The sequence below is a fragment of the Arthrobacter sp. UYCu511 genome, from assembly GCF_040547105.1.
Lineage (GTDB): Bacteria > Actinomycetota > Actinomycetes > Actinomycetales > Micrococcaceae > Specibacter > Specibacter psychrochitiniphilus.
Map to the genome: position 1 here is coordinate 1 of NZ_JBEPPB010000009.1, position 20659 is coordinate 20659.

General features: G+C 56.7%; 21 protein-coding genes. 7 read left to right on the forward strand and 14 right to left on the reverse strand.

What is annotated here, in order from left to right; genetic code table 11:
• Positions 1–238: 238 nt before the first annotated feature.
• The 6 genes from ABIB48_RS12530 to fabF all read left to right on the forward strand — a co-directional run bounded on the left by ABIB48_RS12530 (position 239) and on the right by fabF (position 6864).
• On the forward strand, positions 239–1591 hold the full coding sequence (locus ABIB48_RS12530; RefSeq protein ID WP_354213152.1) for a DUF2254 domain-containing protein: 1353 nt from the start codon (positions 239–241) through the stop codon (positions 1589–1591).
• Positions 1592–1668: 77 nt separating this feature from the next.
• Positions 1669–2901 (forward strand): PucR family transcriptional regulator, encoded by a 1233-nt coding sequence (locus ABIB48_RS12535; protein ID WP_354213293.1) that lies wholly within the window; start codon positions 1669–1671, stop codon positions 2899–2901.
• A 227-nt stretch (positions 2902–3128) separates the two neighbouring features.
• Positions 3129–4082: an ACP S-malonyltransferase gene (locus ABIB48_RS12540; protein ID WP_354213153.1), complete on the forward strand. Its 954-nt coding sequence runs from the start codon at positions 3129–3131 to the stop codon at positions 4080–4082.
• A complete protein-coding gene (locus ABIB48_RS12545) occupies positions 4079–5140 on the forward strand; it encodes a beta-ketoacyl-ACP synthase III (RefSeq protein ID WP_354213154.1) in 1062 nt (353 codons plus the stop codon). The genes ABIB48_RS12540 and ABIB48_RS12545 overlap by 4 nt, the downstream gene beginning before the upstream one ends.
• A gap of 86 nt (positions 5141–5226) precedes the next feature.
• Positions 5227–5472, forward strand: coding sequence for an acyl carrier protein (locus tag ABIB48_RS12550; protein ID WP_354213294.1), 246 nt, complete (start codon positions 5227–5229; stop codon positions 5470–5472).
• Positions 5473–5604: 132 nt separating this feature from the next.
• A complete protein-coding gene (gene fabF, locus ABIB48_RS12555) occupies positions 5605–6864 on the forward strand; it encodes a beta-ketoacyl-ACP synthase II (RefSeq protein WP_110107374.1) in 1260 nt (419 codons plus the stop codon).
• 165 nt (positions 6865–7029) lie between these two features.
• Here fabF and ABIB48_RS12560 read toward each other — a convergent pair whose 3' ends face one another.
• The 5 genes from ABIB48_RS12560 to ABIB48_RS12580 all read right to left on the reverse strand — a co-directional run bounded on the left by ABIB48_RS12560 (position 7030) and on the right by ABIB48_RS12580 (position 11918).
• Positions 7030–7533, reverse strand: coding sequence for a DUF3145 domain-containing protein (locus tag ABIB48_RS12560; RefSeq protein ID WP_110107372.1), 504 nt, complete (start codon positions 7531–7533; stop codon positions 7030–7032).
• A gap of 205 nt (positions 7534–7738) precedes the next feature.
• Positions 7739–8674 carry a tyrosine recombinase XerC gene (locus ABIB48_RS12565; RefSeq protein WP_354213156.1) on the reverse strand — a complete coding sequence of 312 codons (936 nt, stop codon included), beginning with the start codon at positions 8672–8674 and terminating at the stop codon, positions 7739–7741.
• Positions 8675–8739: 65 nt separating this feature from the next.
• Complete coding sequence (locus tag ABIB48_RS12570; protein WP_354213157.1) at positions 8740–9789, reverse strand: LCP family protein; 1050 nt, start codon at positions 9787–9789, stop codon at positions 8740–8742.
• A 105-nt stretch (positions 9790–9894) separates the two neighbouring features.
• Complete coding sequence (locus tag ABIB48_RS12575; protein ID WP_502914136.1) at positions 9895–11157, reverse strand: DNA-processing protein DprA; 1263 nt, start codon at positions 11155–11157, stop codon at positions 9895–9897.
• A gap of 92 nt (positions 11158–11249) precedes the next feature.
• Positions 11250–11918, reverse strand: coding sequence for an ATP-binding protein (locus ABIB48_RS12580; RefSeq protein WP_502914134.1), 669 nt, complete (start codon positions 11916–11918; stop codon positions 11250–11252).
• Between ABIB48_RS12580 and ABIB48_RS12585 the strand changes: the two genes are divergently transcribed.
• Complete coding sequence (locus tag ABIB48_RS12585) at positions 11917–12255, forward strand: recombinase family protein (RefSeq protein WP_354213159.1); 339 nt, start codon at positions 11917–11919, stop codon at positions 12253–12255. The two genes, ABIB48_RS12580 and ABIB48_RS12585, sit on opposite strands and share 2 nt — an antisense overlap.
• A 206-nt stretch (positions 12256–12461) precedes the next feature.
• Here the strand turns inward: ABIB48_RS12585 and ABIB48_RS12590 are convergent, their stop codons facing one another.
• The 9 genes from ABIB48_RS12590 to ABIB48_RS12630 all read right to left on the reverse strand — a co-directional run bounded on the left by ABIB48_RS12590 (position 12462) and on the right by ABIB48_RS12630 (position 20592).
• Entirely contained in the window at positions 12462–12836 is a 375-nt protein-coding gene (locus ABIB48_RS12590; RefSeq protein WP_354213160.1) for a capsid cement protein, read from the reverse strand.
• A gap of 2 nt (positions 12837–12838) precedes the next feature.
• Positions 12839–14068, reverse strand: coding sequence for a phage protease (locus tag ABIB48_RS12595; RefSeq protein WP_354213161.1), 1230 nt, complete (start codon positions 14066–14068; stop codon positions 12839–12841).
• A 47-nt stretch (positions 14069–14115) separates the two neighbouring features.
• Positions 14116–14913 carry a putative phage head morphogenesis protein gene (locus ABIB48_RS12600; protein ID WP_354213162.1) on the reverse strand — a complete coding sequence of 266 codons (798 nt, stop codon included), beginning with the start codon at positions 14911–14913 and terminating at the stop codon, positions 14116–14118.
• Entirely contained in the window at positions 14888–16840 is a 1953-nt protein-coding gene (locus tag ABIB48_RS12605) for a phage portal protein family protein (RefSeq protein WP_354213163.1), read from the reverse strand. The genes ABIB48_RS12600 and ABIB48_RS12605 overlap by 26 nt, the downstream gene beginning before the upstream one ends.
• 16 nt (positions 16841–16856) lie before the next feature.
• Complete coding sequence (locus ABIB48_RS12610) at positions 16857–18170, reverse strand: PBSX family phage terminase large subunit (RefSeq protein ID WP_354213164.1); 1314 nt, start codon at positions 18168–18170, stop codon at positions 16857–16859.
• Positions 18142–18654 (reverse strand): terminase small subunit, encoded by a 513-nt coding sequence (locus tag ABIB48_RS12615; protein WP_354213165.1) that lies wholly within the window; start codon positions 18652–18654, stop codon positions 18142–18144. The genes ABIB48_RS12610 and ABIB48_RS12615 overlap by 29 nt, the downstream gene beginning before the upstream one ends.
• Positions 18647–19165 carry a hypothetical protein gene (locus ABIB48_RS12620; RefSeq protein ID WP_354213166.1) on the reverse strand — a complete coding sequence of 173 codons (519 nt, stop codon included), beginning with the start codon at positions 19163–19165 and terminating at the stop codon, positions 18647–18649. Before ABIB48_RS12620 ends, ABIB48_RS12615 begins: the two co-directional genes overlap by 8 nt.
• 229 nt (positions 19166–19394) lie before the next feature.
• On the reverse strand, positions 19395–19889 hold the full coding sequence (locus ABIB48_RS12625) for a hypothetical protein (protein WP_354213167.1): 495 nt from the start codon (positions 19887–19889) through the stop codon (positions 19395–19397).
• A 34-nt stretch (positions 19890–19923) separates the two neighbouring features.
• A complete protein-coding gene (locus ABIB48_RS12630) occupies positions 19924–20592 on the reverse strand; it encodes a PaeR7I family type II restriction endonuclease (protein ID WP_354213168.1) in 669 nt (222 codons plus the stop codon).
• Positions 20593–20659 lie beyond the last annotated feature (67 nt).

Below are 20659 nucleotides of genomic sequence, written 5' to 3' on the forward strand. Positions count from 1 at the left end.
CAACGCCGGCGGCGAAGGCTAGTCCCCACCGGCTCCCGTTTTATCCCGCGCTAAGCGCGAGATAAAACGGGTCCCTCGCCGGCGTGGGCCCACCCCACGCCCTACTCGGGCTGGGGCGCAACGCACGGCTGTGGCCGGTGAACCTTTCTGGTTTCACCGGCCACAGCCATCACACCCCAAATTCAGAGGAGCTCAAGACGGCTCCTTCTAGGCACTTTCAGGATGCGTGGAGGCTTCAATGAACAGCAGAACGGCCCGGATCGCAGATGCGCTCCGCACGCAGTTGTGGCCTGTACCGGCTATTGCAGTACTAGTAGCGCTGGCACTGGGGACAGTACTACCAGCACTAGATGCTGCGCTGGATACCAAACTGCCGGGGAACATCTCGGGGTTCCTTTTCGGTGGCGGACCTGACGCTGCGCGGGCCGTACTGCAAGCCATTGCAGGCTCCCTCATTACAGTCACCTCCTTGACTTTCTCCCTGACAGTGGTCACCTTGCAATTGGCCAGTAGCCAATTCTCTCCCCGGGTCCTACGGACCTTTGCTGCCGATAAGTTTGTCCACTACACCCTGGCCCTATTCATGTCCGCGTTTGCATTTGCCTTGACAGTGCTGCGCACTGTGCGGAGCGCCAGCGGCCCAACAGCAGGATTTGTCCCGGAAATTTCCGTCACGCTCGCCTTCCTGCTCTCAATTGCCAGCATTCTAGGACTCGTCTTGTTCTTGGCACACCTCACTCGGGAAATCCGGGCAGAAACCATGATGCAACGCGTTGCCGACGAAACCAGGGCCACGTTAGAACGCTGCTTTCCGCCAGACCGGGCGCCGTGGCGTCCCGCCCCGCCCGCAGGGCCTGGATTTATCAGGATCGAAGCCGCTCGGACAGGATTTCTGACATCGGTTGACTACCGGGAACTGATCCGCCTTGCCGTAGCTGAAGGGGCGGTGATCAGGATTGATAAGACACCGGGAAGCTCCGTGATCCAAGGGGTACCGTTCGCCACTGCCTGGCCGCTGGATTCCAGCCTTGAGTTTGATCTGGAAACAGCTAAACGGTTGGCCAGAGGCAGCACTAAGGCCATTCATACCGGCAGCGAACGCACTCACGTTCAGGATGTGGCCTTTGGCTTCCGCCAGTTAGTAGACGTTGCTGCACGAGCGCTCTCCCCCGGGGTCAACGACCCCACCACCGCTGTGCACGTTCTCGGCCACCTTTCCGGACTCCTCTGCCAGCTCCCTGCCAGAATGCCCGGCACACAGTGTCTGATGGATGAGCAGAACAGAGTCCGAGTGGTCTTGACCCTTCCAGAGTTGGCAGACCTTCTTGACTTGTCCATGGCGCAGCCACGCCTCTACGGGACCAGTGATCCTGAAGTTGCCGAGCGTTTGCTAGAACTACTTCAGGAATTGTCCTGGTCAGACCATGCCGGGTCCTACCGGCCCGTTATTCTCCATCAGGCTCAAAACATGGAAACTGCCATCAAATCAGCCGGACATCTGCCCCAAAAAACGGCAGAATTACTGGAAAGCGCGCGAGCCTTGGTGGCAGCGAATACGGAGCAGCTTCCGCCATCAGCCTCCAGCCTATGAGCTCACAGATAGGCATCACCGCCCGCCTGAGCGCCACCAATAGCGTTGACTCGCAGCTCAGGACATATCCTCAAGACATGGCAGTAAAGAAATCACCGGCTACAGTGGCGCGGGATCATGGCGGATCAAATACCCTGGAACGGCTGCGAGCCAACATTGGCCCCTTGTCCACCATGATGCGCAGGGAACTTGAAAACACGCTTCCCTGGTACCGGAGGCTCAGCGCCGACGAACGTTCATCCCTAGGTCTCGTGGCACAGAACGGGATAGCCGCGTTCGTCTCCTGGTACGAACACCCGTCATCTCCTAGCTGGGTCCTTTCTGATGTCTTCGGCACAGCTCCCACCGAGCTCACGCGCTCAATCAGCTTGCAGCGGGCGCTGCAACTGATCCGGACCGTTGTCCAAGTGGTCGAGGACAGAGTGCCTGAGCTAGCGGCGCCGGAGGAACAAGTGGCCTTGCGCGAAGCCGTTCTACGCTACTCTCGCGAGGTGGCCTTTGCCGCTGCAGACGTCTACGCCCGTGCCGCGGAAAACAGGGGTGCCTGGGATACTCGGTTAGAGGCGCTGGCTGTTGATGGCATCCTCCGCGGGGAGAATTCCGATGCCCTCCAATCACGCATCTCAGCCTTGGGTTGGACCTCGCGCGGACGGTTCACCATCATGGTGGGCCCCGCGCCGTCAGAACCGGATGCCCTTTTCCTCTCCACGCTGCGCCGCGCAGCAGGACGTTTTGCCGAAGATGTCATGGTGGGCATTCAAGGCGATAAGTTAATTCTGGTGCTGGGCAACGTGGCGAATCCCGATTCAGCCTATGTGCGCCTGAGCGAACTGTTTGCCCCGGGACCGGTTGTGTATGGACCGCTGGCAACAACGCTGGCCGAGGCTACCGCCTGCGCCAAGGCGGCTTTCGCCGGCATGTCAGTAGCCAAGGGCTGGTCCGCCGCCCCGCGTCCGGTGTCAGCTGAGGACCTGTTGCCTGAGCGTGTCATAGGGGGCGATGACTCTGCCCGCCAAGTCCTGCTGACGAGCATTTACCGCCCGCTTGTGGCAGCATCCAATGGCCTGGAGGAAACCCTGAGCAGTTACCTGCAGGGTGGGCATTCCTTGGAGGCTGCGGCCCGTGACCTTTTTGTTCACTCCAACACCGTCCGTTACCGGCTGCGACGCGTGTGCGATGTCACAGGATGGGACCCGCTCATTCCCCGTGAAGCGTTTGTCCTCCAAACAGCCTTGATTGTGGGCAGGCTCGCCACACCGGCAAAACTGGCAGGCACACAAAGCCCCAAGCAGCCTGGCAAGGCCCCGTGAGAGCCGCTTTGGGACGGCCGGGAGCGTTTACCGGCGGCCAGGAATGGCCCGGAGCGCACTTGCAGCCACTGAATTTTCAGGCCAGCACACTGTGCATATCCCACCAAGAGACGTAACGATGACGCGCCGAGACCCGGGAGCATTGTAGACTTCCTACAAATTGTGCCGAAGAGCTTGGTGTATGGAAACACCCTAAAAATGCTGTTAAGTTTGGAAAGCTGGTTAATGTGCTTGCAATAGTCTGCCCAGGTCAGGGCTCTCAATCCCCAGGATTCCTTTCGCCATGGCTAGAACTCCCTGGTGTCCAAGAACAACTGGCCTCCCTGAGCGAGGCCGCGGGCATTGATTTGCTCACCCACGGCACCCTTTCAGATGCGGAAACCATCAAGGACACAGCCGTTGCTCAGCCGCTGATCGTGGCTGCCGGGCTCATCACAGCCCAGGCACTCCTGGGCGAAGACGCAACCTCTGCGCTGGTTCCCGGCACCATGGTGGTAGCTGGCCACTCCGTCGGTGAAATCACGGCCGCTGCCCTGACCGGAACCCTCTCCAACTCCGATGCCATGGCCTTTGTGCGGGAGCGGGCCAACCGCATGGCCGAGGCCGCTGCCGTCACACCCACCGGCATGGCAGCTGTTGTGGGCGGGGATCCCGAAGAGGTCATCGCCGCCATCGAAGCCGCCGGTCTCACCCCGGCAAATATGAATTCCAAGGGCCAGACCGTGGCCGCGGGCACGCTGGAGCAGATTGCGGCCCTGGTCGCGGCCCCTCCCACCAAGGCCCGGGTCATCCCCTTGCAGGTTGCCGGCGCGTTCCACACCCACCACATGGGCCCGGCCGTCTCCGCCTTGCAAGCGCTGGCTCCGTCACTTACTCCGCACACACCCAAGGTGGCGCTACTCTCCAACTACGACGGCGCAGCAGTACCTTCCGGGGAAGCGGCACTTGCCTCACTCATCGCCCAGGTGTCACGGCCCGTGCGCTGGGATAAGTGCATGGAAACCATGTCCACCATGGGTGTCACCGGGCTGATCGAGCTGGCCCCGGCTGGCACGTTGACAGGCTTGGCCAAACGCGGAATGTCCGGGGTGGCCACCATTGCGGTGAAAACACCCGAAGATCTCCAAGCTGCCCGAGAAGTGCTGGCAGCACACCTTTCATCGGAAGCAGGATCACTGTGAGCACCCCCACTTTGAAGGCAAACCCCACGCGGGCCGGTTCCCAGATCTTGGGCATTGGCGCCTACCGCCCGTCCATCATTGTCAGCAACGAGGACGTGTGCCAGTGGATTGATTCTTCTGACGAATGGATCCGCCAGCGCACGGGCATCGTCACCCGGCACCGCGCCCCCAAGGACGTTTCCGTGGTGGACATGGCCGTCTCGGCAGGCGCCGAGGCCATTGAAAAAGCTGGCATTGAGGCCTCCCAGATTGGTGCGGTGCTGGTTTCGACAGTGACGCACCCGTACGCCACACCCTCGGCTGCCACTTTGATCGCCGACCGTCTCGGTGCCACCCCTGCCCCTGCCTACGACATCTCCGCAGCTTGCGCTGGCTACTGCTACGGCGTGGCCCAGGCGGACTCCTTGGTCCGTTCAGGAACCGCGGAATATGTGCTGGTCATCGGCGTTGAGAAGCTTTCCGATGTCATCGACAACCATGAGCGCACCATTTCCTTCCTGCTCGGTGACGGCGCCGGCGCCGTGGTGATAGGCCCTTCCGAGGATCCCGGCATCAGCCCCTCCGTGTGGGGTTCGGACGGTAGCAAGTGGGACACCATTGGCATGACCCACTCCCAGCTGGATATCCGTGACTTCAGCGAGCAGGCCATGAAGGGCGACGGCGTAGCCCTCGCCGCGGCTGACGAGGCCCACTCCACGCTGTGGCCCACACTGCGCCAAGACGGCCAGACAGTGTTCCGCTGGGCCGTGTGGGAAATGGCGAAGATGGCCAAGAAGGCCCTCGTCGATGCTGGCATCACCGCCGAGGATCTGGGCGCCTTTGTGCCGCACCAGGCCAATATGCGCATCATTGACGAGCTTGCCAAGCAGCTCAAACTGCCTGAGCACGTCATCATTGGACGTGACGTTGCCGATGCTGGAAATACCTCCGCCGCCTCTATCCCCCTGGCAACACACCGCTTGCTGGCAGAGAACCCCGAGCTCTCCGGTAAACTTTCGCTTCAGATCGGCTTTGGTGCCGGACTGGTGTTTGGCGCCCAAGTTGTGCGTCTGCCCTAAAAACGTATCCCCCTCAACCGAGGGTGATCATCATGCCTGAAATGATCAAGTCCTTGATCACAGCAAAAGAAGAAAAGGAGCCGTCAATGGCTAGCAACGAAGAAATCCTGGCTGGTTTGGCCGAAATCGTTAACGAAGAGACCGGACTTGCCCCCGAGGCAGTTGAGCTGGATAAGTCCTTCACAGATGATCTGGACATCGATTCCATCTCCATGATGACCATTGTTGTCAACGCTGAAGAGAAGTTTGATGTGAAGATCCCGGACGAGGAAGTCAAGAACCTCAAGACCGTTGGCGACGCTGTCAGCTTCATCGCAAGCGCACAGGCCTAAGCCTGAGCCCTGTGTTCGTCTCAACCCGCAGTAGCGGACTGTGACACCGTGGTTGGCCGGATCTGCAGGACACCGGCCAACCACATCACCACCCCCCCGACCTGCCCCCAAATTTTTGTAGAGAGTTGAACCATGGCCCGCAAAGTAGTCATCACCGGTTTGGGTGCCACCACACCCATTGGCGGCGACGTCCCGACCATGTGGAAGAACGCCCTCAAGGGTGTTTCCGGCGCCCACACCCTCACCGACGACTGGGTGGAAAAGTACGACCTTCCAGTGCATTTCGCCGCCAAGGCATCAACTCCTGCCACCGAGGTGCTCAGCCGCGTCGAGGCCAAGCGCATGGACCCCTCAACACAGTTCGCAGTAGTGGCGGCTCGTGAGGCGTGGAAAGACTCCGGTATCGAAGAGGTTGACCACGACCGCCTCGCAGTAGCCTTTGCCACCGGGATCGGCGGAGTCTGGACCCTTCTTGACGCGTGGGACACCCTGCGTGAAAAGGGTCCGCGCCGGGTTCTGCCCATGACGGTTCCCATGCTCATGCCCAATGGCCCGGCAGCAGCCGTCAGCCTGGACCTTGGCGCCCGTGCCGGAGCCCACACTCCCGTCTCCGCCTGCGCCTCAGGCACCGAAGCCTTGCATATTGCCCTTGAGCTGATCCGCTCGGGCAAGGCCGACGTGGTGGTGGCCGGTGGTGCCGAAGCCGCCATCCACCCCATGCCGCTGGCTTCCTTCGCCGCCATGCAGGCGCTCTCCAAGCGCAACGATTCCCCCGAGACTGCTTCACGGCCCTACGACATCAGCCGCGACGGTTTTGTCATGGGTGAGGGCGCCGGCGCACTGGTGCTAGAAGCCGAGGAGCACGCCCTGGCCCGTGGCGCCCGTATCTACGGCGAGCTGGCTGGAACTGCTGTCACCGCAGATGCCTACCACATCACGGCTCCGGACCCCCAGGGCCTGGGTGCAACCCGCGCCTTGAAGGCAGCCTTGTTCGATGCCCGTGCAATGCCTGAGGACGTGGTGCATGTCAATGCTCACGCCACGTCAACGCCTGTCGGTGACAAGCCGGAATACACCGCGCTTAAGGCCGCCCTTGGCGATCACGTCGATAACGTGTGCGTTTCCGCCACGAAGTCGCAGATGGGGCACCTGCTGGGTGCCTCGGGTGCTGTGGAGTCGGTGCTGACCGTTCTGGCCGTCTACCACCGTTTGGCCCCTGTCACCATCAACTTGGAGAACCAGGACCCGGAAATCCCCCTTGATGTTGTCACCGGTTCCCCGCGTGAATTGCCCGAGGGTGAGATCATGGCATTGAACAACTCATTCGGCTTCGGCGGTCACAACGCTGTTGTGGCAATCCGTAGCACGGGCCCGAAGGTTGAACTCTCCTAATTTCCCCACTTTTTTATGGCTCTTGCGGACATCGGATTTTTCGCAGTAGCAGAGGGCGGGATTAAAATACGACGGCGGCACTCACCTTTTTGGTGGGTGCCGCCGTCGTTCTTTTATGCCTTGATGGAACTGGTGTCCATCGCGGCGAGAAAAACAGAGAGTTGCTTAGCCTACGTGGTGGAGCCACCGGACAGGGGCGCCTGCCGCCGCATGGCGGAAAGGTTCAAGTTCCTCATCCCAGGCTTCGCCAAGGGCTAGAGAGAGCTCCTGGTAGACAACCGTGGGATCGCCAGCACCGGATTCGTAGGCGTAGCGAATCCTATCTTCTGAAACCATGATGTTTCCGTGCACGTCCGTGACGGCATGGAAAATACCTAGTTCAGGGGTGTGGGACCAGCGCGAGCCGTCCACACCGGGGCTGGGATCTTCTGTCACTTCATAGCGGACATTGGCCCATCCGCGGAGAGCCGACGCCAGCCGGGCGCCTGTTCCTGCGGGTCCTTGCCAGAGGACTTCTGTGCGCAGCACATTTGGCGCCGCGGGCTGTGCAGTCCAGTGCAAGTCCGAGCGTTGTTCCATCACCCCTGCGATGGATGACTCAATATGTGGGCACATGACAGCCGGGGCTGAGTGCACAAATAAGACACCGCGCGTGGTTACTACCTTCATTCCATCCTCCATAGCAGTAGGTGCGTCTTCCCCAACGACCTTCTTATGGATGAAACTCTGGTTACACGAGCTTCTGTGCTGGCCTAAATTTTTGTGTGTTTTACCCGTCCTTCGGGGCTATTAATAGATTCTATTGCTTTTGCTTCCTCTCATTGTGCCGCAGCGGATCACATTACGCCACCGTAGTGACTTGGAGGGCGTTTGTTCAAGCCCGTGGATGCGCCGTGCGGTAACTTTCCCGCAGCCGTTCAACGGAAACATGTGTGTACAACTGGGTTGTGGCCAATGATGTGTGACCAAGAATTTCCTGCACCGACCTCAGATCAGCCCCACCGTCCAGGAGGTGCGTGGCCGCAGTGTGACGCAACGTGTGGGGTCCGGTTGCGGAGGTATCACCCATGGCACGCAAAAGCCGGTCTACCACGGTGCGCACTGCACGCTGGTCAATCCGCCCTCCGCGCTTGCCCAAGAACAAGGCAGATCCTGCCCCTGCTTTCAGCAGGGTAAGCCTGCCAGTCTCCAACCAATCCCCCACGGCCTTCTCTGCCGGTACACCGAAGGGAACAATCCGCTCCTTGTTGCCCTTGCCCAGAACCTTCAATGTACGCCGTTCCCGGTTGATGTCCCCCACGTCCAGGCCCGCCAATTCTCCAACGCGAATACCTGTTGCATAGAGCATCTCCACCATGGCTAGGTCCCGCACTGCTACGGCGTCCCCGGACTGCGCTGAGGCAGTGAGTTCCTCCAAGAGCCGGCGTATTTGTTGTTGTTGCAATACCCCCGGCAGTGTCTTCTCGCTCCGGGGCGCTTTGAGGCGAAGTGCCGGATCCACCGTGATGATCTCTTCTCGAAGCGCCCACGCTGTGAAGCTTCGGACCGTGGCGGCACGCCGAGCAAGGGTTGAGCGGGCCAGCCCAGCGCTACTTTGCTCGCCGAGCCAACGCCGCAGTGAGCTGAGGTCCAGCTCGGCCAAGTGCGTATTGCCTTCGGTGACGGCGTGGATCAGTAGCGCATCTATGTCCCCGAGGTAAGCCCGCACCGTATGTTCTGACCGTCCCCGCTCGTGACGTAAATAGCGGGCAAAGGCGTCAGCTGCGCTGGCAAGGGCAGGCGGCAGGGCGGCCCGTTCTTCTGATTCCACACACCCACTGTGCGCCAGCGGGCTGACATGGGCAAGTTACCTCGCCGTACTGGGAGAAACTCTACTCAGCCAAGACCTGCCGTTTGGAGGTACTCCCCGAGCGTGTCATTATTCAGGGCCTTCCCTATAGCAGTCAGGGCATTGTCATCGGCCAAGACAATGGACTGCCCGTCTGCGCTTGTTCCCGTCCCTAAGGTAGGCAAGGTAAAAGCGATCACGTCTGATCCACGGACACCATTCAGACTCAAGGCAAGCGCGCCTAGAGTTGCGGCATTCAGGGTGGAATCCACACTGACATAGGGAGAAATCTCTTTCACGAGCGTTGCCACTTTGAAGGGGTTGGTCATTGTTGCCGGTGACATGACCTCGTTCAGCACTGCCCTCAGGAATAGTTGCTGATCCTTCACCCGCTGATAATCGCCGTCAACAAAGGCGTAGCGTTCCCTTACGAACGCCAGAGCCTGATCGCCGTCGAGTTTTTGCGGACCGGCCTTGAAGGTGAAGTTGCCATGAACGGAAGTGAAGTCCAACGGTACGTTGACCTGCACACCCCCCAAGGCGTCAGTGACTGACTTAAACCCCTGGAAATCAATAACTGCCACGTGATCGATCCTGGTTTTAAACAGTCCTTCCAGTGTTTGGACTACCAGAGGAACACCCCCGTAAGCCATAGCCGCATTGATTTTGGCTGGCCCCACCCCGGGTATATCTACCCACATGTCACGCATGATTGACATCAAATACAAATGGTGGCGATCCGCCGGCACGTGCAACCACATGATGGTGTCCGAGCGCTGGTTGGAGGGGTCGCCTGCTTCGGCGAGGTTCAGGCCGTCTCCGCGGCTGTCACTGCCTAGCAGCAAAATATTCTGGGCCTGTGCAGCTGGCCCTTCCGTCGGTTTGACGGGCCGGAATCTCTCTTGGGGGAATGCTTGAGGGATACTCTGGGTCTGGCTATTGAAGGTGTGGGCAAGATTGGCAATAAAAGCCACACTACTTAGTGCTGCAATCACGAAGATTGCGAGAAAGACCAGCAGAATACTCCGCCCGGTGTTGCGCCGGCGGCGGGCGGGAACAGGCCGATCCGCTTCGATGCTCATAGAGTCATGACTCATAGTGTCATGATGCCACCGCCCTGAGGTTTTGTCTGTGCCACCGTAGCAACCGTTACCTATCCCCCGAAGGATTCCCGGAACGTTACGCGTGGTTCTGGCACCTCACTATCTGCGGCTTCGTTTCCAGCCACCGCCTAATCGTTCAGCAAGCCCCAAGACTTCCAAACGAGCCAAACCCGAAAGCACAGATGCTGCACTGAGCCCGGCCACTACGCACAGCTTTTCTAAGGTGGTGGCTGAGTGCAATGGTAAGGCATCCAACAGCAGCAAATCTGAGGTCCCCAGCCCGTCATGCAAGGCGGCTTCAACATACGGCTCCGTGGATAGATGTTCGCCTATGCCGCCTGCCAGTTCGGCGATATCCGCAGCATCAGTGACGCACACGGCAGAACCCTCCTTGAGCAGCCGGTGGCAGCCAGCAGAATTCGCCGAGTACACGGAACCAGGCACCGCCCCCACTAGCCTGCTCAGAGCTTCTGCATGGTGGGCGGTATTCAAGGCCCCTGAGCGCCAGCGAGCCTCGACAACAACGGTGACGGAGCTCAGCGCCGCGATGAGGCGGTTGCGCTGTAGGAAGCGGTAGCGAGTGGGATTAGTGCCAGGTGGCACCTCTGAGACAACGAGTCCTCGCTCGGCAATGGTCCGCAGCAGATCTTCATTTCCTGAGGGGTAGAACCTGTCCACGCCGCCCGCCATAACGGCAATGGTGGGCGGGACGTCTTCTGCCGGCCGGTACCCGCCGCTGACGGCGTTGGTGCCTGCAAGCCCCGGCTTTGCCGTCTGCTCCAGCCCTAGCTCGAGCAGTGCCTGCTGAGGGGAGGGCTGGCGGGAAGGCTGCCGGGAGGGCTGCCGGGACGCGCTCAACGCTCCTCTGTGAGCGTGGGCATCAATTCCGTAGGCGCCTCCGCTGATCACGGTAAAGCCATGTTGCACAAGAGTGCTGGCAATTTCTGCGCTCACATTTGCCCCATAGCTGGTGCTGTCCCGTGAGCCCACCACGGAGATGCACCTGGCTTGTGCAGGTAACGCGGTAAGACTGCCCCGGCACCAGAGAGCAATGGGTGCGGCCAGTTCCAAATCCTCGAGCGCCGGAGGCCACTGTGGATCTTCTGGGACCAACAACCGCCCATACAACCGTGCCACCGTGGCCAGATCACGTTCCGGCGCAACATCCACTAACCGTGGACGCCACCGTGTCAGTACTTCGCTTAGCCCGGCCCACCGTTCACAGCCCGCTGCTGAGAGGACGGAGGTCATTTCCTTCTCCACACGCGCATGGGAACTGTCACGGCCTCGAATGAAAGCCAGCGCGTCCTGCGCTCCGAGCACCTGGATGAGGGCTAGACCGGGCAGATCAGAGGGTTCCATCAGCCTGGACAATGCGGCCCTGGCGATCAGCAGGGACTGACTCACCCCTGCCTGCCTCAATTGCGCGTCTGCGCCATCTAATTCTGCGCCGTTCATGGTATTTCTCCTCGCTGCCGCAACGTCAGCGCCAAGCCAACGTCTTCGCTGCCCGGCTTTTCCCGTCCTTGAAGGTCTGCCACCGTCCACGCCAGCCGCAACACACGGTCATAGCCGCGGGCGCTGAGGACCCCCGTGCCCATGGCCTTGTCCAGCAACGCTGTCTCGCGCCCAGACAGCCGCAAGGGACCACGGAGCACCCTGCCGCTCAGGTCCGCGTTATGTGCCAGTCCCCACGGCTTCAACCGTTCACCGGCAATGTTGCGGGCCAGTTGTACCCGTGCGGCCACCTGCCGGCTCGACTCACGAGGACCGGAGTCCGCCAGTTGCGCCAATTGCACCTTGTTGACTTGAAGTTGGATATCAACCCGGTCCAGCAAAGGCCCTGAGAGCCTGCCAAAATAGCGGCGCCGAGCCATGGGAGTGCATTCGCAATGGATGCCTTTCCCCGTTGCTTTCCCGCAGGGACACGGGTTTGCGGCCATGACGAGCTGAAAGCGGGCCGGGTAGGAGGCCGTTCCGGCGGAGCGGTGCAGGATAAGTTCCCCGCTCTCCAACGGTTGCCTCAGCGCATCCAACACGCGCTTATCAAATTCCGGCGCCTCGGCAAGACCATTGACAGTACCCCACGTCTTGCCGCATAGTGATCGGCAGAGATTTACCATGCAAGATACCAACTCCACCCCCAAACGATGTGCAATTTATGCTCGAATCAGCGACGACAAGCGTGGCGAGGGCCTTGGCGTAGAGCGCCAGGAAGAGGCCTGCCGAGCACTGGCCGAGCGGAACGGCTGGGAAGTGACGCTTGTCGAGGTTGATAATTCAATCAGTGCCTACTCAGGCAAGCCACGTCCCGCCTACATGCGCATGGTTGAAGCCATCAAACGCGGCGAAGTCGACATCGTTATTGCCTGGCAACTGGACAGGCTCTACCGTCGCATGAAAGATCTGGAAGCCTACATTGACCTAGTGGAGGAGACAGGCGACGCTAGCGGCTGCTGAAAGACCCGTACGAAGCGAGTTGCCTGGCAGCTGGAGGTTCTCTTTTCCGTATTCAGCAATTTGGAACGTTTTCTTAGTGACTTCAACGATTGGGAACAGTTTGTCCGCAATGAAGTCTTCTTGCGTGTTCTCCCAAGCGTTAGCAACGTTGCTTAGCGCCTGGTCGATGTATGTAGGTTGATTGGCCATGGTGCGTTATGCCTTCCTTAGTACTTTTCGTTATGTTTGATGTATTCGGCGATTTCACCTGCCTTACCAGCACGGATGAGGCGACCGAATACACGGTCACCAGCTGTACTTGTAAGAACGGCTTTACCGTTTGCGTCAGATGTCAGGTAGGCATCTTTCACTGTGTTAGCTGCAAGGCGGACCTTGAAGGTGCCTACGCCGTTTAGCAGGACAACATCAACGACGTCACCGGCTTTTGCATCAGTGTCTAGGACACCGAGGATTGCGTCGGTTGCGGCAGATGCCAAGACGACTTTCTCATTGGCATCAAGTTTTACGAGTTGGTAGCGTTTGCCGGTCAGGTCTTCACCTGCGATTCGGGTTGTACGCTCACCAGTTTGGAATGCTGTCATGGTTACTTCTCCTCCTGGATCTGTGTTTTAAGGTTGGCGTCAGCTTCGAGCACTTGCATTCGTGCCTCTGCGTAGGACACCGTCTTGTTGGCATCTCGGCCATCTGCCATGATTTTCTTGACGCGGGTATCCACCTCTTTCAAGGCATCAGCTACGACAGTTGCGCCTGCATCACCAAGCTCTTGCTCGAGCGAAGCGTTGACGGGAAGACCTTTTAGTAGGGCTTCGATTTCAGTCCGCTGAGCACCCTGAGATGCAAGCAACGTCTTAGTCCATCGGTCAGCGTCACCGCTCTTGATCTGGCCAGCATTTACGCTTGCAGACACGATTGCTTTAGCTTTGCTAGCTTCAAGCTCTTGCTTAGCTGCACGTCCTGCTTCAGCGTCGGCTTTGAGGCTTGCTAGTTCAGAAGCTGTAATGCTTACTGGTTTAGCGCTTGCCTCGATTGAGGCAGGTGTCTCTGGAGTCTCAGGGACTTCCGGAGTTTCTGGAACCTCAGGTGTCTCTGGCTCTTCCGGAGTTTCGGGTGTTTCTGCTTCTAGGCCGTGAGTCTTCAGCTCTTCAGCTGTTAGCTCGGCTTTGTGCTCAACCAAGAACGCTTTCTCTTCATCGTTCAGGTCAGCAACTTGTTTGGCGCGAATCTCTTCTAACGTCATAGGTTCTCCTTCGTTATGTTTTTCACTGTTGCCAGCGGCAGACGCCTTCACTGTCTTGCTAGGAAGGCGCGATGCCATAATTGGCTTCAGTTTCTTGAATAATGGGATGTTGGTAAGGGCAGCTCCCGAGAGGACGTTGTTGACGAATGTAGGGATGCCGTCAGCGTCTTCCGTACCCTCAGCGTCTGACCATGGGCAGCCTCGCGGATTAAATTCCGGAGAAATATACGCCCACTCTTTATCTCTGAGTGCCTGCGCACCCTCTGGTGTCCATTCCACGCTGGCTACGAGTGCTTCACGTGCGTCGTCTACTGAGATGCTGGTGATCCAGCCAGCGGCCTTGTCCCAGGAATCGTGAGCGTAGTTGATGGGAGCACGGTTAGAACCTTCTACCAGGCTGATGCCTTTGGCGAAGTTAGCTGCGTATTCATGCAGGTCTGCCATAGTGACTTCAAAGTCACCGTGCCACATAGTTTGCCAGTCACCAGTTCGGAGTAATTCAATTGATGCCGGCGCATTGCCTTGTGCATCTGCTTTAATAGCTACTTTGGTAATTAATCCTTGAATCTTGGTCATATCTGTCTATAACATCTATCAGGCGATAATAAATGTCAAGAGAATTACTAGTAAATGTAAATTACTCCACACCTGTCTCTTGGATGACATGCAGGCCTATCGACTTCACGACCGTCCGAGAGAGTAAATTTCGCGTCAATGTCTATCTCACCTTGATTGATGGCTGAAACACATAGAGGGCAGGCGCCCACCAGTCCATCCCATATCTTGCGTTTGGCTCCAGTTGAAGACGCATAGTGCTTCAATCCAGTCTGATAAGCATTCACTGGCTCTGTCTGCGAGATGAGCTCAGCACGTATTGGGTTGTCGATGATGTCCATCAGGCGAATAGTTGCTTCGTGAGCGTTCTCCCCCAGGGCGATACTCTTGGCAACTGACTCGCGGATCAGCTTGCGCGAAGTGTCGGTGATGCCTCTGACCATAGTGGCTACGTGTAGTCGGGCAGCCTGCATGATCGCTTCATCCAAGGTGTTGAAGCCCATGGGAATGCCGTAGAGGTGCTCCCCCGCAATGGCTCCAGTAGCAATGAGTTCAGTAATGAGGTCGATGACCGCAGCAGTTAGCAGTTGCTCTTCATAGAGCCAAACAGCATCGTCGTTGTTGAACACCGGGCCGGCATCGGCCTTGATTGGCTCGGGTAACTTGGACCAGTCCACATACTTGGGCGCACGGCTCGCAAGTTCATGTAGATACTCACCTGTGGCTGTTTCTAAGGCCGCTTCTAGCTTCAGTAGCTTGGCAAACGTATCAGGACTCGCCTTGTAGCTGTCTTGCCACTCCTCCGCAGCGTGAATGGCCACGTGCAGCTCTTCGCGAGCCTTAAGGAGTTCTTGTCTTGTTGCCATAGAGCATCCTTGTAAGTGATGCGGAGACCTTCGTTGCCATCTTCTTCAGTGCATTCGCTTCTTTAGGAATGCCATCTTCGTCAGGCAGGTCACCGTAGTTGATACCCGCGGTCTTGAGCGTCTTGCCGTTGTATTGAGCGCCCAGGGCATCGATCCACTTGGTAGCTATCTCGTCATCATGTTTGACATACGCCATTGTCAGATGTGGCTTGTACTCGCTGAATGTCTGCGCATTTGGCAGTAACGTCAGTCGATCATGTGCATCTATGAGTTCTTCAGTTGCTTCGATGTGCGCCACGATGGCGTAACTATCCCCCAAGTCGAACTTGTCGACGTGATCAATGGTTACAGAGTCCAGTGACCAGCCTTCAAGGGCCTTGTCGACGTTCTTCTTCCATATGTTGCCGTTCTCGAGTAGGCCGTATAGCAAGGTCACATGTGCTTCAGTCTCAGCAACCGCTCCCCCACCAAAGCCGTCTTTCTCAGCCAGGTCATCGTCTGCATTTTCTACGAACTTACGGACTTCGAGCAGCTCAGTGTCGAGCATGATGCATCCCCTGTCCTCAGGGACCATGTCAATGCCATCTAGTAGCCCGTCCACTTCACGAGCGCTCACCTGTGCTTCAATCGCATTTCCGCGGCGGGCAGCCTTGATCTCGTCCGCTGATTCTTTGTCCTTGACGTCTGTCTTAGTCTCAGTCTTGTTGGCCCCTGGTTCGGGTTTGTCGCGTGCATCGTCAGGATTCATATCAGGGAATCCCAGTAAGTTTCGAGCATAGGCTTCGTCTTCATCGCTCACGGTGATCAGTCCAGCAGCGTTGAACTTTGACAGGGCTTCAGCCAGGACGCCGATACTCTTCTGGTCTACCTTGCCCGACCCAACAGTTGGATAGGCATCGACGTTGAAGTTCAGGTCTACCAGTGTCTTCACGACGTAGCCCATAGTGTCTTTCACGTAGTCAAGGACAGCCTGTACAGATTGGTTGAAAAGCTCACGATGGTCTTCACTCGTTGAACGGGTGCCGCTACTTCCCGATGAACCAATTTCTAGGAACTGAGCCAGAACGCTCTTGGTAATCTGGCGGTCGTGGCGATTGATAGACGGCTGGATATCTTTGAGACTGTTTCCCTGCATGTCCATGAAATTAATGTCCCAGCCTTGGGGCTCTTCGATGTACGACTCTTCACTGGCACGGAGGTTGCGTGCGGCAGCTCGTGCAGATCTGCGCTGCGTATCAGTGGCGCTTGTCGGGTGCTTGATCTTGACGACACCAAGGGAGTGGCGCTCATGTCCGACAGCATCGATTTGGTAGTACTTGTCCACATAGAACCAGTGCTTGTAAGCCGTACGCAGGATGCTGCGACCTTCGTAGTTGTCACCTTCTTGCTCATTGGTGAAGACCACAATCTTTTCAAGTGGAATCGGGACGGTCGTGCCGTCAGCCTTCCTGAACGTGACGCCAGGCGTAGTCTTGTCCGCCTCCCAGCTAGAGACACTGGTCTGCTTCCTGAAGGCGAGCTTTATCAGTACGACGCGTTCAACGCCCTCGACGGTCTCAACGCCGAACACCATCTCGTGGACCGAGAAACCGAACTCGAGGTGTGTAAGGATCTCCCCTAGTACTTGCTTCCATTTGAGGCGTTCGAACAAGTTCCAGTTCACGAATTCACTGATCTGCACGTCTAGGTCATCATCAGTCGCTGGGTTCATGAAGAACTTGGTGGACTTGATAGGAAGCTTTACAGCACGTAGTGAGGCGCCCACAGTAGCGTCAGAGCGACGCATTTCATCCCATACAAGTAGGCCTCGATAGCCAGTTAGGTTCCGGTTGTACTCTTCGCCGGTAATGATGCCATTGAATATCTGAACACCGGTGTCACCGATTTCAGAAGAGGTCAGAACTTTGTTTTTTGACTGGGATGCCATCTCCCTTCAATTTAAACTAGAAGCGACTACTTAACAAGCCCGAAGTAATCGGGGAATCGTAGGAATCTGAGCTCTTATCACTCTTGTAATCGAAGTCCCCAGGCATGACGTTGTAGTAGCAAAGAATGAGCGCATCAGCCTTGTCCGGTGACCTAAATCCACGCTTCTTGTAGTCAACCTTACTCTCGACGGCACGACGCCCCTTGGAGTCCATCTTCCACTGCCGGGTAGTCAGCTCCATGAGCAAGTCTTCGTCGAGACTGATCTGCATCTGATCCATTAGATCGGCCAAATAGAACCAGCCCTCGCTGATCATATTCGGGTACTTATCCGGGTCGTTTGCCTTGTCATTGAAGTTTATTGGCACGACACGATAACCACGGCGAAGCATCTGGTCAGTGACACCTCCACCAACGCCCGTATCGTCAATTTTGATGATCACTGACTTATCGAAACCGACGAACTTCTCCAACTGATCGGAGACTTCATCCGTCCGCAACTTGCTGAAAATTTGCTCGCCAATCTTCTTGTGGCCACGACGCATCATGAATACCGTCCGGTCACTTCCCATCCTGGCCACGTCCACACCGACTTCGATTGCTCCATCGTCCTCTACCTCACGCTCCATGGCCTGCATGGCGCCCTCACGGCCGATGATGGCATTATCAGCCTGAGACATTGGCTCACCCAACCAGACGTGCGCATAGAGGTCCAGAGAGGTTGCTTTGTCCGCTTCCATCTCTTCACGGAGCTCTGGCGGTAAGAGGCCGGCTCGGTCCAGTACGTCATAGTTCACCTTGGCAACGTGAGTACGTTTGCGGGGAGTACGGATGTAGCGAACATAGACAGGGTCGAGCTCGTTCATGCGGTTGAACGTGTAAATAAGCTGGCTACCCGGCTTACGAATTGTCGGGACCAGGATCTTGAGGCTTGCCTCGCTGATGCTTTGGGCTTCTTCCACCCAGGCGATGTCGATACCCTCGGTGGACTTGATCTCCATAGAGTTGTGCCGGAGACCTTTGAAGATGAACTCAGTGCCGGTCAAGGTATTGCGGATGACGTTTTCAGTAATCTGATAGTCAGTGAATCCGTTGTTGTTGATGATGTCGGATAGAAGCTTGTGCACGGAATCAGCGATGCTGTTCTGCAACTCACGGGTACAAAGGATGCGCAGCTTCTTCTGCCGACCGCGTAAGATGAGGGCGATGGCTACGTGCTGAGACTTACCTGAGCCACGTCCTCCGTAGAAGACGATGTTACGCAGAGTCTCATCGAATAGAGCCCGATACTCTTCGAGGAACTTAATCCGTACTTGGTTTGGTACCGCCACCAATGAACTCCACGAGCGCGGTCATCGGCTCGCCACCTGTGGTGTGGTCAATCGATTGCTTGTCTGACCAGTCTTGGAACTCGCCTTTGTAGTTGTTTTGCAGGTTGAAGATCGCTCCTCTTGCGTGCGATCCGTAGAGCTGGCTTTCTGCATATGCTTCGCAGCGACCGAGAGCTCGCGCTATCGAGTCAAAAAAGTCTTCGCGCTCACGATAGTTCAACAAGGTTTGACGGGTGACACCTAAATGGATGGCAAGGCCACTGACCAAGTATGGTTTCTGCTCGGTCATGATCTTGCGCATCGTGAAGATAGATTCGCCCTTCTCGGTCGTTCCAGATTCAACTAGGCGCTCCTCGATGTGAGGGTCCTGCGTATTGAAGTACGAGTCAATAGCGACCTCAAGTTCATCTTTAGTCTGGTACTTCAATGGACGTCCCATAGCTTTCTTCGGTTGCTCAGTCTCTGTATTTTCTACTTCACTCATCACCACCTCCATTCATTACTAGTTTTGCCCGCTCATTACGAGAGAAGACGATTACGTTGATTGGAAGATGGAACGATTCGATGACCTTGTGCACGACATCGTCGTAGGCAGTTGTTAGCAAGTAGAGCTCATCGAAGGGTGCCTCATTTTCGCGAGCAATCACCGAATACGCGAGGATTTGTGACAGGGCTCTCGACATGTCATTGAACGTACCTATTGTAGGGAACTTGCACTCAATTCCGATTCGCCGGCCTGATGTACTCTCAACCATAAGATCGATCCGAGCCCTATTGCCTCCGTAAGGGGAGAACTTGGCGAGCCTCCACTCACGGCGATGTTCTTTGTAGACTAGACCGGCTTCTTCCAACATGAATTTCTCAAGGTTGGTCTCTATAAAATCAACGAATTCACGCTCTGAATGAAATCCAGATGTAGCACTTCTAAACTGCGAGACGTCTGTAACGACCTCATCTTTGAGAATGGTACTACGAGGCAATTTTACATCTGTCATGTGTGCGTCTATTTATGCACAAACGGCCTTAAATTGAAATAGCCAACCCGTTGATGACGAGCTGGCTACTTCTTTTCTACTTGCTCTTGGTTTCCTTTGGTGACGCCTGTTCTCTGTCGCCATGGCTGAACGACCCAGATTCTTTAACTGATATTACGTTCGTTGTTGGAATCCGGATAGGCGGGACAACGTTGTATTTCGGCTTATCTTCAGACATTCATCCATCTTTCTATATCCAATTTAGGCTTGTCAGTGCGGCAACAACAAGTGTGAACAACCAAGCGACAACGAGCACTACATAGCCTCGTGTTACGAGTGAACCCGTTGATTCAACCCGATCATAGTCGTCTTCCAGTGCTACGCGGTTATCATCAACAATGCTGTACTCCGTGCTAAACGGATCAGCCCCCAATCGTTCGATGAACCTTTGCGTCGCTCTTGCCTCGGGGCCCCGTCGAGGCTTCATTGCCCACAAACCGATCACGGCCGCGATGGCCCCAATTACTACGCCGATAAATTGCCAGTAGGAAGCCCAATTCGCAATGATCAGCGTACTCAGGATGCCCGAAGCAGTCACCAAGATGGCGGCTCTGGTGTGCAAGTTGGCCAGACGCTGGGCTAGCATCGATCGCTGTCTATCAATCTCAGTATGGAGAAGCTTCAACTGTTCGACTGGGTACGGTAAGACCGTGGCTTCTTCTTCGTTGGCGTCAACCGTCGTCATGCAGCTCCTTATGAGAATGAGTTTTTCCAGTTCATTAAACGGTAGCCAAGTGCTCCCAGAACCGACGAATGAATGCCTCAAAGCTTGTTGCCTCTGACATATCCGAGTAGTCCCCTGATTCCAAACCCTCAAGCTCAGGAGACGCTATGACGGATGCGGCAGTATAGAAGGACTGCTCCATCAATCGCTGGCAGAAGATGTCGTAGCGGCCAAGGTAGGACTCGCCGCGGAATTCTTCCATCGGCTTGAAAGTGCGGATTAGGGACGCTATACCAGTCTCAGCGCGTGACTTCGGGGCATCTTCAACGAGAATGCACCAACCCAAGAACGGCATCCTGTGACCGTCGCCGTAGACACCATGCTGGACTGCTGTCCTCAAGTCGAGTGATGACCCCATGGCTTCTTCAGCACGGTTATTGAAATTGTTACCGAACGATGGCCCAACATGACTCTTGAACTCGATTGCAGCGAGCAACTCGCCTTGGCGGGAAAGCACTAGGTCCCAGTCCTTACTCGGACGCAAATAGCCTGGAAGGTTGACTTGAGTCTTGGTCGTGCCAGTAACGAGACCTTCGATCTTTGCCTCCGCGATGAGGTCCGCCATGATTTCAACGAAGCCATCGAGATTCTTACCAGAAGTTGCGCCAGAGCGATTGCCCCGGTCGTTGCCCGCACCCTTCGTCTTTGCGTTGTCACGAACCATCCAAAAATGCTGGACTGCTCGTCTGGTCAGGTCGTCAATATCTTCGGGAGTTAGATGCACCCCTCGA